The sequence below is a fragment of the Thalassolituus sp. UBA675 genome, assembly GCF_002297765.1.
GTDB lineage: Bacteria > Pseudomonadota > Gammaproteobacteria > Pseudomonadales > Oceanobacteraceae > Thalassolituus.
Genome location: NZ_DBNJ01000026.1, coordinates 350,443 through 364,354, shown reverse-complemented (window position 1 = coordinate 364,354; position 13,912 = coordinate 350,443). Strand labels below are relative to the sequence as shown.

12 protein-coding genes are annotated in these 13,912 nt (G+C 50.7%); 2 read left to right on the top strand and 10 right to left on the bottom strand.

Annotation, left to right across the window (positions count from 1 at the left end):
* Nucleotides 1–24: 24 nt before the first annotated feature.
* Nucleotides 25–1,401, top strand: a complete 1,377-nt coding sequence (gene rimO / locus B3007_RS12390) for a 30S ribosomal protein S12 methylthiotransferase RimO (RefSeq protein ID WP_301377260.1) — start codon at nt 25–27, stop codon at nt 1,399–1,401.
* Between the two features lie 45 nt (nt 1,402–1,446).
* Here the strand turns inward: rimO and B3007_RS12385 are convergent, their stop codons facing one another.
* The 4 genes from B3007_RS12385 to B3007_RS12370 form a co-directional block, all read right to left on the bottom strand.
* Nucleotides 1,447–2,340 (bottom strand): Dyp-type peroxidase, encoded by an 894-nt coding sequence (locus tag B3007_RS12385; protein ID WP_297533750.1) that lies wholly within the window; start codon nt 2,338–2,340, stop codon nt 1,447–1,449.
* A gap of 75 nt (nt 2,341–2,415) precedes the next feature.
* Nucleotides 2,416–4,824 carry a two-component system response regulator gene (locus B3007_RS12380; protein ID WP_301377263.1) on the bottom strand — a complete coding sequence of 803 codons (2,409 nt, stop codon included), beginning with the start codon at nt 4,822–4,824 and terminating at the stop codon, nt 2,416–2,418.
* Nucleotides 4,821–6,641, bottom strand: coding sequence for a PAS domain-containing protein (locus B3007_RS12375; RefSeq protein ID WP_301377265.1), 1,821 nt, complete (start codon nt 6,639–6,641; stop codon nt 4,821–4,823). Before B3007_RS12375 ends, B3007_RS12380 begins: the two co-directional genes overlap by 4 nt.
* A 160-nt stretch (nt 6,642–6,801) precedes the next feature.
* Entirely contained in the window at nt 6,802–7,806 is a 1,005-nt protein-coding gene (locus tag B3007_RS12370) for a GlxA family transcriptional regulator (protein ID WP_301377266.1), read from the bottom strand.
* 148 nt (nt 7,807–7,954) lie between these two features.
* Here B3007_RS12370 and B3007_RS12365 point away from each other — a divergent pair, with 148 nt between their 5' ends.
* Nucleotides 7,955–9,757 carry a beta-ketoacyl synthase gene (locus B3007_RS12365; RefSeq protein WP_301377268.1) on the top strand — a complete coding sequence of 601 codons (1,803 nt, stop codon included), beginning with the start codon at nt 7,955–7,957 and terminating at the stop codon, nt 9,755–9,757.
* A 1-nt stretch (nt 9,758) separates the two neighbouring features.
* Here B3007_RS12365 and B3007_RS12360 read toward each other — a convergent pair whose 3' ends face one another.
* The 6 genes from B3007_RS12360 to B3007_RS12335 form a co-directional block, all read right to left on the bottom strand.
* Nucleotides 9,759–10,454 carry an SDR family NAD(P)-dependent oxidoreductase gene (locus B3007_RS12360; protein WP_301377270.1) on the bottom strand — a complete coding sequence of 232 codons (696 nt, stop codon included), beginning with the start codon at nt 10,452–10,454 and terminating at the stop codon, nt 9,759–9,761.
* Between the two features lie 70 nt (nt 10,455–10,524).
* Nucleotides 10,525–10,905: a DUF3127 domain-containing protein gene (locus B3007_RS12355; protein WP_068439963.1), complete on the bottom strand. Its 381-nt coding sequence runs from the start codon at nt 10,903–10,905 to the stop codon at nt 10,525–10,527.
* Nucleotides 10,906–10,944: 39 nt separating this feature from the next.
* Entirely contained in the window at nt 10,945–11,493 is a 549-nt protein-coding gene (locus B3007_RS12350; protein ID WP_301377272.1) for an outer membrane beta-barrel protein, read from the bottom strand.
* Between the two features lie 105 nt (nt 11,494–11,598).
* Complete coding sequence (locus tag B3007_RS12345; RefSeq protein WP_301377274.1) at nt 11,599–12,141, bottom strand: hypothetical protein; 543 nt, start codon at nt 12,139–12,141, stop codon at nt 11,599–11,601.
* A 137-nt stretch (nt 12,142–12,278) separates the two neighbouring features.
* A complete protein-coding gene (locus B3007_RS12340) occupies nt 12,279–12,773 on the bottom strand; it encodes a DUF4411 family protein (protein WP_301377275.1) in 495 nt (164 codons plus the stop codon).
* Nucleotides 12,770–13,909 (bottom strand): ImmA/IrrE family metallo-endopeptidase, encoded by a 1,140-nt coding sequence (locus B3007_RS12335; RefSeq protein WP_301377277.1) that lies wholly within the window; start codon nt 13,907–13,909, stop codon nt 12,770–12,772. The genes B3007_RS12340 and B3007_RS12335 overlap by 4 nt, the downstream gene beginning before the upstream one ends.
* Nucleotides 13,910–13,912 lie beyond the last annotated feature (3 nt).

The window sequence follows — 13,912 nt, the reverse complement described above, 5'->3', positions numbered from 1 at the left end:
ACCCCGGCGGCGAAGGTACACACCATGACAGACCACCCCTCAAATCCAAGTGTCGGTGAAGGCGATGCAATTCCAGGCAGCGGCAAAGTAGGATTCGTGTCTCTCGGCTGCCCGAAAGCCCTGGTGGACTCCGAACGCATCCTGACCCAACTCAAGCTTGACGGCTATGACGTAGTAAACCAGTACAACAACGCAGATGTCGTTGTCGTAAACACTTGTGGTTTTATCGATGCTGCCAAACAGGAATCTCTCGACGCCATCAATGAAGCCATGAACGAAAACGGTCGTGTGATTGTGACTGGCTGTATGGGTAAAGGCGCCGATGCTGAGCTGATCAAAGAAAAGAACCCCGGTGTTCTCGCAGTAACAGGCCCACAAGCCTACGAAGAGGTCATGACCGCAGTTCATGAATGGTCACCTAAGCAAACCGAACATAATCCGTTTACGGATCTGGTTCCGCCCCAAGGTGTGAAGCTGACACCTCGCCACTACTCTTACCTGAAGATCTCAGAAGGCTGTAACCACAGCTGCACCTTCTGCATCATCCCGGATATGCGCGGGAAGCATGTCAGTCGTCCTATCGGCGATGTACTGGAAGAAGCGAAACGCCTCGTCAATGCAGGCACCAAAGAGCTACTCGTGATCTCTCAGGACACCTCCGCGTACGGTGTCGACCTGAAGTACCGCACGGGCTTCTGGGATGGCAAGCCGGTAAAAACCAAGATGCTCGACCTCTGTGAAGAGCTCGGCAAGATGGGAGTTTGGGTACGCCTGCATTATGTTTACCCTTACCCGCACGTAGACGACGTGATTCCGCTGATGGCGGACGGAAAGATACTTCCGTATCTGGATATCCCGTTCCAGCACGCAAGTCCGCGTATTCTGAAACTGATGAAACGCCCTGCGCACGCCGAAAACACACTGGCGCGTATCAAGAAGTGGCGCGAAATCTGCCCGGAGCTTGTGCTGCGCTCGACCTTCGTTGTCGGCTTCCCCGGTGAAACCGAAGAAGACTTCCAGATGCTCCTCGACTGGCTCGAAGAAGCAGAACTCGATCGTGTTGGTTGTTTCAAGTACAGCCCCGTCGAGGGCGCGAAAGCGAACGACCTGCCTGACCATGTGCCAGAAGACATTCAGCAGGAGCGTCATGACCGCTTTATGGAAAAAGCGCAGGAAATCAGCACGCGTAAGCTGGCCCGAAGAGTCGGTACCCGCATGACTGTGCTTATTGATGAAGTCGATGACGAAGGTGCGATTGGCCGCTCAATCGCCGACGCGCCCAACATCGACGGCATGGTTTACCTGAACGAGTTCTTCGATTGCCAGCCGGGGGATTTCCTTGAGGTTGATATCGAGCATTCCGACGAATATGACCTGTGGGGAACCCCGGTTAACGGTTGATACCCTCCGGGGTCGCCGTTAGCCAGACAAGCTGGCTATCGGCGGTCACCCCGCCAACATTGTATCCAGATCCACCTGCGACGGCATAAACCAGTATGAACCGGTCAATGCGTCACTGAAATCCATCATGGCATCTGTGATTCCGTCGTCCTTACCCAGCATGCTATCGATCACGCTCACAAAGCGATCCATGTCGCAGGCAAACGCGAGGAAATAAAGCCCCTTGTCCTCTCCACCACCGTAAGGCGTACCACGGCGATACATTTTCATCGGTACGTCGTCGACGTCAATGTCAGTGCGCCCGACATGCGATTCAGGCGGCAGCGCCGTTCCTTCGAGTTCGATATTCGTCTCTTTGGTGCGGCCAATAACGTTTTCCTGGGCATTTACACTCAGACTCAGAAATTCCTGCAATCTGTGTGTCCATTTCTGTCCGAGGACAAACGATCCACCTGCTCCCAGCTCCCCTTCAGGAATAAGCGCTGCCGCACGCTTTTTCTCTGCCGTTCCGGGGTTTCCGGTACCATCAACGAAGCCAGTAAGAATTCGTGCATCACGGGTTTTGTACCCATCCAGATCGAGCTCCAGATCTGCGACGTCGGACAGAGCCTCGGTAACTTGAACTACGGCATTCATTACGTCACCGCGATCTTCGCCGACAACCCAGATGAACATGTCGCGCTGCGACGCTGGCATAACGTGCCCTTTGGAGGAATACTGCGCCGTAAAGTCACATAGTCCTGAGGGTGTCCAGCCTGGGCCTAAGCGCTTCCAGGAGGCCTGATTGAATGCGACCATGATACGCGCACCATCAACAGGCTTTAGTGCCCGAGAAAGAGCTTGGCGCAAATCGGCATCAGCTGCCGAGCGAAATTGATATTCCAGATACTGACTACTGCGACCCGGCTCTTCAAACAGGCCGGCCTGATGTGGGTTCATTCTCACTGCTCCGGTTGTCAACGCCCTCTGTATGTTCAGAGGTTTTATTTATTCTAGCGCCAGACAACCGATAGTTCAGCCGTTATTTAATTCAAAACCTTTCACCCATTCTACGAATCGCTGAGAAGCCATAGAGCGGCCAAACAAGAAGCCCTGACCACAGCCACAGCCCATCTGGCGAAGGGTATTTAGCTGATTTTCATTCTCAATACCTTCGGCCGTCACGTTCATGCCGAGAACGCCGCAAAGCGCAAAGATAGCTTTGCAGATCTCAATGTCACTTTCACTGTTGGGCAAATCCATAACGAAGCTTCGATCGATTTTTACGCGATCGAAAGGCAAGGATTTCAGACGGCTTAATGATGAATACCCTGTTCCGAAGTCATCAATGGCCAGGCGTATTCCTAAAGCACGCAACTGGTCAAGCTGCTGTTTAGCGTGCTTATTATTCTGAATCGCGGTTTCCGTAACTTCCAGTTCAACTCTATCCGCCGGAACATCATGTTCGTTTAAAAGATAGCTGATAATAGCCGGGAAATTCTTATCAGATAACTGGCGAGCAGACACATTGACCGATACAACAAGCTCGGTCAGCCCCTGTGATCTCCAGTGGTTCAGTTGGGTAAAGCTCTCTACTAAGACTTTTTTACCTACCTCGAGAATCACATTGCTTTGCTCTGCTATCGGAATAAATCGCTCAGGGGGGATCATGCCGAGGTCATGACTATACCAACGGCATAACGCCTCTGCGCCATAAACACGGTTATTAACGACATCGACGAGTGGCTGAAACTCAACACAGATTTCGTTACTGTTCAGCGCACCTTTAATATTGCGTTCGATGCGGTTTCGCTCAACCGAAACCATTGCCAGCTCCAAATCATAAAACTTAAAGCAGCTTTTCCCCGCGCCCTTAGCATGCATAAGGGCAGTGTCTGCAGCCGTAATGACATCTTCATGGCTAATCAACTCTCCGCCTGAGATGGCAATACCAATACTGGCAGAAACTTCGACTACTTCACGGGATAATGTGATGGGTGCAGCTACCGCCCTAAGCAATTTATTCGCCATTACGCGCAGCCCTTCATGGTCGCTGAAGTGCGGTGCTACAATGACGAATTCGTCTCCACCAACGCGAGTAACTGTATCGTCTTCTCTTACCGAGCTGACAAATCGCTCTGCAATAATCTGCAATAACCGATCACCTTCAGCATGCCCCAAGGTGTCATTTACAAGCTTAAATCCGTCTAGATCGATATAAAGAACAGCCACAGGTTCTGCTGATTTTTGCTGCGCGTGCAGACATTCGCTCAACGTGCGTTCAAGATGAACGCGATTTCCGACCCCGGTCAGAGAATCAAGAAACGCCATTCTCTGCAGGTTTTTTTCAGCCCGACGAAGTTCACCAATATCTGAAATTGTGAATACATAATTCGTAACGATACCGTCATCATCAAAAACACCCGAGATATGTTCCCAAGCTGGGAAGCGTTCACCAGATCTGGTATTGCAGGCTACCTCGCCACTCCAGAAATGATTACCCTGCTCAAGCAGTTTGGGAGAAAAATGATCTTTATGACGACGAGCGTGAAGAAATTCATCCGGATCACGTCCCTTGACTTCATCAATGGTGAATCCAGTGATAATTTCCAAGGCAGGATTAGCAGAGATCACTTTTCTCTCAGAATCGGTTATCAGAATCGCTTCAGAGATAGATTCAAAGACGACTCTGGCCTGGCGAAGCTCCTCCCGCTCGCGCGCCTCTTTCTCAACATCGCGAGCAATACCAACAACCTTACGTTGGTCTTCTTTATCTGTTACGACAGCCGCAAACAAATCGACACTATGATAGTCGTCAGTGTCCTTGTATAACAAACGAACCTGCTGTGAGAGCTGGCCAGTGCTGTTAAGAGAAGAAACAAGCAAGTCTCTGTCATCGGGATGTACGCGACTGATAATATCGTCAATCGTGCTTGCGAAATTCGTCGTTTCTGGTTGCTCAGCCGCCGCCAGACAACGTCTGTCTTCTGGCTCCCACTCCCAAGCGGACATATTGGCGGCTTCAAGTGCCAGCTTCAGTTTCATGTCACTCTTTTTTATCTCATCATCAACCTCATGTTTTGCCAGTGCCACCTGAATGGATGCGTCGATCTCACGCGCATCATAAGGCTTTATCAGATAGCCATAAGGAGTCGACTGCCCAGCTTCACGAATTACCGATCTGTCCGAGTATGCGCTCAGGAAAATAACAGGAATATCCAATTCTTTTGAAATCAGTTGGGCGGCTTCTGTACCCATCATGGCTGTTTTCAAATGAATATCCATAAGAACCAGGTCAGGCTTCAACCGGCGTGCAAACTCAATTGACTCCTCCCCAGAAGCAACACTACCAACCACCAGATAACCCAGTTTTTCCAGTGTCATCTTCAGGTCCAGCGCAGTGATCCGCTCATCTTCCGTGATCAGAATCTTTTCGCCACTCATTCCTCTGTCTCCTGCTTGCGAAAGCGTATTTCATAGCGAGTTCCTTGATTTCTTATCAACACTATTTCTCCGTCCAGCTGCTCGACTAATCCGGGAATGAGCTGGAATCCAAGCGAAGTTGTTTCGCCGAGTTCCACCCCTTCCTCGACTCCCTTTCCGTTGTCCTCAACGACCACAATATTCATATCACCATCTTGTGACATTGAAATACGTATCTCACCGACATCCTGATCAGTAAATGCATGTTTTATGGAGTTTGTTACGAGCTCATTAAGCAATAAACCGAAAGGCAGTGCCTGATCCATCGTCAGGAAGACTTCCCGTTCGGGAGGTACAAGGACGGTTTTGATATTCTGACTGCTGGTCATCGTATGACTGCGCGTAATAAGCGTAACTAACTCGCTGCTGTATTTTGCAGCGCCAATACTCTCGTACGTTTTATGCTCGTAAAGCTGCTGGTGCATCAGAGCCATTGCCTTCACGCGCCCCTGGCTTTCAAGAAATGCGTCTACAAGCTCTTCGGGTACACTGCGCGCCTGAAGGCTCAATAAACTTGAAACCACCTGAAGATTATTTTTTACCCGGTGATGAACTTCGTTAAGGAGAGACGTCTTTTCTTTCAAAGCTTTGATAAGACTCGCCTGGATCTGCTTCTGAATCGAAATATCGACCACTGTTGCGAGAACCCGAGTCCCTTCAGGGAACTGCAAAGGCGTCAGTGCAACTTCAACTGGAAATTCAGAACCGTCGCGTCGGCATGCCATTAATTCACGCATAGCTGCCATGGCACGTGGGACTGGACTTTCTTGGTAACGCGAGCGCTCCTTTCGATGCTTATCACGGAGGTGTGCAGGGATAAGATCTTCGATTGAGCAGGAGTAAAGTTCGGATAGCGAATAACCAAACATGCTGGCCATGCTTGGGTTGGCCAGCATGATTTCCCCGTACTCATTGATCATCACCAGACCATCAGCGGTAGAATCAAACACGCGGCGGAAGCGTTTTTCACTGAGCGATAATTCAGTTTCCCGACTTTTTCGTTCAGATACGTCGTTTGCCGAGGCGACGAGGTGAGTGACTTCGCCATCCGCGCCAAGCAGCGGCGAAACCATAAAATCGATAGTAATGCGGGTATCACCCACCGTACGGATAGGCACATCATAACGAACAGTCTCACCCGCACCTGCACGGATAACAGCTGAGCGCAGTTGCATCTGAATTTTTGGTGAGTAATTCCACCAGATGCAGTCCCAGAAACGCTTGCCGATGACATCGGCGAGATCAATGCCCGCAGCCTCTAACGGTGCTCGGTTAGCATCGATAAGGAGGCCGTCTGGAGAGAGAATACTGACAAAGGTAAACAGGCTGTCGAGAATACGTCGCTGAAGCTCGTGAGCTTCTTCCCGAGTGCGTTTGAGTTCATACTCGAGCGTCCGGTTAACCGCCATAACCAGAATTCCAGCAACCTGACCCGGCGAAGAAAAAATCGGAAGATACGATGCTTCCCAAAAAGAGTCCTGCCCGACTACGCTGGGCGTCTCACCAGCAATTTCCAGGTTCCGTGCAGGCTCACCGGTTTCGATAACTTCTTTCAGGATGGGAATAATCAGGGGGCCCAGCTTTGGCAGGACCTCAGAGACAGTTCTGCCGACATGATCTTCGACAGATACACCGTTAAATCTCGCCAGAAGGGAGTTCAGCTCCAGATAGCGTAGCCCGCTATCAAGTATCGCTATCCCCATATCCTCGGAGCTCAACAAGGCGTCGAACGCCCCGGACTTCAGCCCCGTCAAATCCCTCTGTTCCGTTACCGCCATTGCCTGCTCCCGCGCTTCTCGCGCCGCATAGCCCCTGTAACATCAGGTTAGTCGAATTTTGTTCTTATTAAAGAGTAATGGCCTCAATGACCAATTTAACCTCTGGTCAGACATTACCAGCCAGACTTTTGTTCCTGGAAGTGAAAATTAATCTCTTTTACTAAAACTGACTGTTCACGCTGAATAGCTTGGCCCGGACTGCACGTCGGTAGTCACATGGCGCCACTCCCTGCCAACGACGAAAGATGCGCCCGAAGTGACTGGCATCACTGAATCCGCACATCTGAGCAATCTCGGCTATCGAGAGGTCACTGTTCTTAAGCCACTCCTTACCAAACCGACACTTGAGGTGCTGCAGATACTGACCTGGAGACTCGCCGGTCACCTTCTTGAAGCGACGGCTTAGCTGTCGGGGGCTCAAACCGGCAATCTCAGAAACCCGATCCATCGACAGAGCCTCCTGCCAGTGCTGGTGCAACCAACTCTGTGCTAGTGCTATGGCTTCATCAGCGTGCTGTGGGGCTCCTTCAGTAAACACCCTCTTATCAAAGGACATTCGCGCTTCCGGAGAGAACTGTCGCTCAACGTAGGCTGCGACTTCGCTGGTAAACAATGTACCGATCAGATGAATCATCAGGTCAGCGCCTGAGTTAATACTGGCGGCGCAATAAATACGCCCTGCCTGCGTCAGTAGGTGATCGCGCTGCAGGCTAACATCCGGAAAATCGTGCTCAAAATCATTCAGAGCATGCCAATGGGTGGTCGCAGCCTGACCATTAAGCAGCCCCGCCTTCGCCAGAAGCCAGGCCCCTGTGCCGATACTCATGACAGACGCACCCTCGGAATAACGGTGTCTGAGCCATTCACAGACAGGATCTGATGAATCTAACTTTCGTAATGGATTACGCCACATGGCAGGCACGATCACCAGATCGGTCTTACCTACATCCGCCAAAGGCGTTCCACTAACGATCTCGAGCCCACCGATTGGCTGACAATTCTCAGTAACGGACACTGATTCGACATTCAGACTCAATCGCGAACGGCTTCTGGTTCGATGGTAGCTTACCGCCGCATGGAGCATTTCAAGTGGCATTGCCAGACTCGATAAGAGCATCTGATCAAGCTGCAGAACGCTGATATGAAAGTCAGATCGATTTAGCAAGAATACCTCCTGACACCTTGAATATGTCTTTTTTATACCACTATACGGCCTTTTTATTCTATTCCGAACAACTGAATCCGGAGCACACTGTGTGGGCACACTCGGGCGAATGCCCAAAACACAGCTTGATGATACCCCGGAGGCCACTTTGTCAGATTCAACCTACTCCCCTGAAATCACCGATGTAGTGATTGCCGCGTTCGGCGGTATCAATGCCGCAGGGCGCGCCTCCGGGCATCAGGCGTATCGACGGATTATTTACGATGCACTCTCTCCAGTTCAGCAAACAGAACTGCAGAATGAGTTGGCCAACCTGACTGACCAACCTCCTCACGAGGTTCTCAATAACTCCCTCGTCCGTGCCTGGGACAAAGACTGCCCTGACCTGCGTGGCTGGAATCCGGACGCCATGATTTTCAACGAGATTCAGGAGGGAGACGTAGCTCAAGCGAAAGAATCGAACATAGATAACGGTATAACTTCAAGAGATGAAGCTGCAACCAACAAACTCTATCGGGAGACCTACAAGCGCTGCGATGTGCAAAGCGCCGGTCAGATCCCGACCGGATTTGACGTGGCCAGCCTCTACAACTCGAAACATCACCCTCGCGGGTTACAACTGGCGCTCTACGCTGCAGCAGACGCTCTGGGCAACCTGGGCATGAGTGCCGATGAGATTAAAGAGCACCTCCGCCCTGATGATATTGCCGTCTATATGGGCTCGACGGCGGGTCAGCTTGATATGCAGGGGTTCGGCGGCATGTTGTGCGCCCCCTTGATGGGCCAGCGCAACACATCCCGCCAGTTACCAATGGGCATATCCACCATGCCCGCCGACTTTATCAACGCTTACCTGCTTGGCAACGCTGGAGCCACTGGAAGCAACAACGGCGCCTGTGCCAGCTTCCTCTACAACCTGCGTATGGCACTTGATGATATCCGCAGCGGGCGCCGTAAGCTTGTCCTCACAGGTAACAGCGAAGCGCCGCTCATCCCGGGCATTGTTGAAGGCTTTAATGCGATGGGAGCACTCGCTACCGAAGAGCGCCTGCAAAAACTTGAAGGTCTGAGCAACAATCAACAACCTGAATTTCGCCGTGCTTCCAGACCCTTCGCTCAAAACGTTGGCTTCACCCTGGCAGAGTCGGCTCAGTGTTTCGTGCTTACCAGTCGGGATACAGCGCTTGAGCTTGGGCTGAATATACTCGGGAGTATTGGCGACGTATTTATCCACGCAGATGGCTATAAACGCTCTATCTCGGCACCGGGCATTGGCAACTACATCACCATGGGAAAAGCCATGGCCAGCGCAAAACGTACCCTGAGTAAAACCGCACTGGGAGACGATGCCCTACAGAAGAGCTTTGTGCAGGCTCACGGCAGCAGCACTCCACAAAACCGTACTACCGAATCAGACATGTTTAACCGGCTTGCCAAAGAATTCGGCATCAGCAAGTGGCCTGTATGCGCGGTGAAAGCCCATTTAGGGCACTCCATCTCTGCGGCGTCCGCCGACCAGCTGTTAATGACTCTGGGCTCATGGAACTACGGTGTCCTGCCCGGCATTACCACAGCAAGCGAAATAGCCCCCGACGTGCAGCAGTCACAACTGACAATTCCGCTGAGGCACACCAAGGTTTCAGCCGAAGATATCCCGGTCTGTTTTATTAACAGCAAAGGCTTTGGAGGCAATAACGCCAGCGCCTGGGTGCTGAGCGGGCAAGCAAGCCGTGAACACCTGAAAACACTCGTCACCGAAGCCGAATGGCACAGCTACATAGCAAGAAATGAGAAGATCCGGGAGAGTCAGCAGCAGTACCTGAGCGCTGTTGCGAAAGAGAACTTACCACTGCCCTACCGCGATAAAGAAGCCCAGCCGGAGCCGGATGATATTGAATTGAGTGCGGAAGGAATGAAATTACCGGGGTGGACTGAAGGAGTGAGGTTTTAGATCAAAAAGGAATCACACTTCCATCCCAATGCAACAAACGCCCGTTCTGTTCGGGCGTCAGCTCTCTCATAACATTGACCAGGCGCTCAGCGGTTTGCTCGCGTGTATACAACTTGCCCTCGGCAATCCCAGCCTGAAACGGCTCTGACAAACGTGAATCCGTAGTGCCCGGATGCTGGGCCACAACCACACTGCCTGGCGCCTTCCGCGACCACTCAATCGACAAATTCCGAATAAACATATTCAGCGCGGCCTTACTCATACGGTAGCTATACCAGCCACCCAGGCCGTTGTCTTCCAGACTGCCAACCATTGCCGAAAGAGAGACCCACTTAATTGGGGAAGAGCGTTTTACAAGCGACGCAACGGCTTGAGCGAGATGAATATGCGTCTGAACGTTGACCAGCATATTCTGCTGCAGCCAATCCATCGACAGCTGTGACAGCGACTTCTCGGGCATATTCCAGCCACCATGCAGCAAGCCAGTGCCACAGAACACCGCGTCCAGAGGCCCACACTTCTCAACGAATGCTTTTATCTGCTCGACGGAAGATGGCTTGGTCAGATCGGCAACACAGTGCGTCGCCGAAGGCTCACCCGACCGGCTCAAGGTAAATACATGATCCCCCTCCTCACGCATTCGCTTGGCGACAGCTTCGGCAATGGCCCCCGATGATCCGGCAATCAACACACGCATTAGCACTCTCCTGAATCCGATCCACAAAAAAGGCGCGATCACCGCGCCTTCATTAATTCAGACTGCCCACTTAGAACGGCACATCGTCATCAAAATCATTGTACGCCTGAGATGGTGCCGGCTGCTGCTGAGCAAACTGCGGCACATCATCCATGCGCTCAACCCGCCACGCCTGCAAACTGGTGAAGCACTTCTCAGGCTTACCCGGCGCATTCCAGAGGCGACCGTTCAGATTAAACTGAACCTTAATCTCATCGCCTGGCTGGTAGCTGTCCATCAGAGCACACTTATCTTTAATAAGCTCAAGCGCCACGTAGTTCGGGTACTCTTCCTTCTCGCCTTCACCGGTCAGTTTGACCACAAACTCACGCTTAGTGAACCCGTTCTGACCGAACGACTGCGTCTCACCGATGGTGTGGATGATTCCCGTAACTTCAAAACCCTTGGCCATGCTGTGCTCCTCGTAAATGATGGTGTCATTGTAAGGAGGTCAGAAAAGCTTTGAAAGCCCGAAGTTAAAACCAGAATAGGAATAGTCGTCTTCAGAAAGATAAGAAACGAATTCACCATTCACTGTAAGGCCCGGCTTAATACCTGCAGTCACTCCCAAGCCATACGACAGGTCAGTATCGCCATCAGTGGTTTCGCCTTCCGTATCGACGACTTCGGCCCTGAATTCCGCCTTACTCACCCCCAGCAAGCCATAAAGCCGGAAACCAGCGATGTCACTGGTCTGAACCTTGGCAAACCCCGAGAACATATTACCCAAAGAGACATCGACTTCGGTTGTACCTACCTCAGTAGAATCAGCCTCCAGGCCAAAGGCGTAATCCGCTCTCAAGCTGAAGTTATCAGTCAAAGGCTTCTCAAGAGAAAGCAGCCCACCAATAGGAGATACGCTATCCGCACCGTCTTCTTCATAGCTACCCACCTGAACAGATGCACCCGCGATCAAACCATGCTCGACGACTGGCCGCTCTGCGTGCGCTACAAATGAAAGTGCAAAGCAACCCGTTACTACTAGTTTCTTATTAATCATACTCAGCCAAAATTATTGTGAAGGATGAATAAAGAGTAGAACGGGTGTTAGGACGTGGCCAAGAGTGGCCGGAAAAGAGCCTGATGAAGTGGCCTAGTTACGAAACTAGTGAAAGCACAGCCCCTTCAGCTCATTTGAGTCGTAAGCAACTTTAAATGCTTCAGAACCATACAAGTTAAACGTCAGCTCATTCTTAAACTTAAAAAGCGGCTCATTCCAACCGTCGGGAAATTCAATTGCGTCAACAGACTGCTTCCACCCGTTTTTTTCTTTGTAACTTACCTTTGCGCCATTTTCTGGCTTCAACTCAAGACAGTTAAAGATAAAAGCAGTCTTCCCATGTAGTTCACAAGTCAAGAACTCACCATTAGCAGTAAGCACATCGTGCAAAGCGTCATAGCCTTTCTGGTTCATCAGCAAAAGGCCCGACTTCCAGAGACTTACATCAGCAAGATCTACGGTGCCTTCATTCTGAAAATACGACAGTTCAATCGGCGACCAGCCTTCTGCGACAGAAAGATTAACCATGGGAAGAAACATTGCCTGTTTCTCGCCGATAGAAGGGTCGAGCACATCAAGGTAATCGTCAATATCGAATACGATTGACTGGCACTCAGAAACGTCTGCTTCGATCCTATAGGTTGCCATGTTTTAACAAATAACCCTCTGATTGATAAACTATACCGTACCCAATACCGACCACATTGTTGAGGGGCGTTGATAATAAACTGATTTTATAGATGCTCTTTTCGCACAGGTTGCTTAATCTATTACCAGATATTCAATCATGTAGATTTGCAAAACCGCGCTTCCAAAGTACGAAGCAGCTCAAATGTCGAGATACACTGCACACCTAATGCATCGCAGATATTCGGTATCTTTACTTTTTTGGTATCTGCCGGTGCCTTTCTTGCCTCATGTGTCACTAAAACAGCCCCGATTGATTTGGACTTGGCAATCAACCAAGGGTCAGCCCCTTTGAGAAAACCATCACGATTACCGGGGTTATACTTCCCGCCCATCACAAAGTTGACGACTTCATAATACTCCGCCTGAGTATCGAGGTCGTTTGACTCAATGAAATGATCCCGATGAGAGCGACACCATTCCCTAAGTTTATCATTGCCTTTCTCAAGCTCTTTACCAACAAAGTCAATACTGGCCACATTACCCATGGCGAACTGATCAATGAGCCAATCCCAGTAACCGGGGCAGAAGTCCATTCCATAATATTTGTTCTTTGCTTCAATATAAGTATTTGCATCCATTAAATACTTCAAACACCGATCTCCTTTGCAAACTTAATAAGATTAGCAGGGTTCACTCCCAATAAATGCCCAGCCTCTCTAAGCATAATCTGTCCATTTAATGCCTGAGAAGAAACAGCAAAGCTAAAGCGATCACTCAGCCAGGATTTCTGATTCTTGTAATAGCCTCCACCGCCACCTTCGCGCTCGCGGTCTTCATGTGCTTTTTTCTCTGCCGCAATGTATTTCAGGTAATCAGGTTTAGTAATAAACCCCAGCGTCATCGCTCGTCGCGCCAATGCCCAGGTGCTGACGTGAAAGTGGGCTTCGAGTGGCTTCAGGTTTTCTTGCCAGTATTCCACTTCCCGATCCCAGATCTGCCTGAACTCTTCTTCGGGAACCAAAAATTCCGCTGCAACAGCGTTGCACAGTACTTCAATACGATTATGCGTATTCGCATCGCCGTCAGACACCCCAGATTCACCAAGCCAGACATGGCAAAGCTCATGGATAAGAGTAAATAGTCGCGCTCCCGGCGCGTCGGCATGATTTACAAAAATGAGGGGAGCAATTTTGTCGACCATCGCGAAGCCACGAAATTCTTCAACCTTAAAACGCCGATGATGGCTACCAAGGTGTGGTAAGCGCATAACCAGAATTCCCAGAGACTCAACCTGCTTCACCAAACCACGATAATAATCTTCCCAAGTGCCGCGCGTAGGGTGTGGAGGTATGGCCATGGTCTGGCGCATGTCGGCAACAATAACATCGACGCTGTCGCTCCCCTTACAACGCCCAACGACCCGGCACTCTTCGCCGCCGTTCTCAAACAGGTAATCCTTGTACCACTCCTGTCTTTCCTGCATTTGCTTCACTACGTCCAGAAGTTCAGCACTGGGACGGCGTACTTCGCCGTTTTCGATGGTTCGCAGATCGGGAATTGGCAACGTTTCTTCAGGTGGCTGCCTGAGAAACAGGTATCCGAGCGGGATGTAGGCTTTTTCGGCGTATTGGGTAGCCTGATGGAACGTCAGCGGACGAGAACCGGACTCCCATTCCTGCAGCCATTCGGGCGTTTTGCCCATCTTTCTCGCGAATTCAGGCACGGCAAAGCCTGCGCGTTCACGCGCCCAGCTAAGCATTTCGGGGTTAATCATGGCCTGAGTCATATG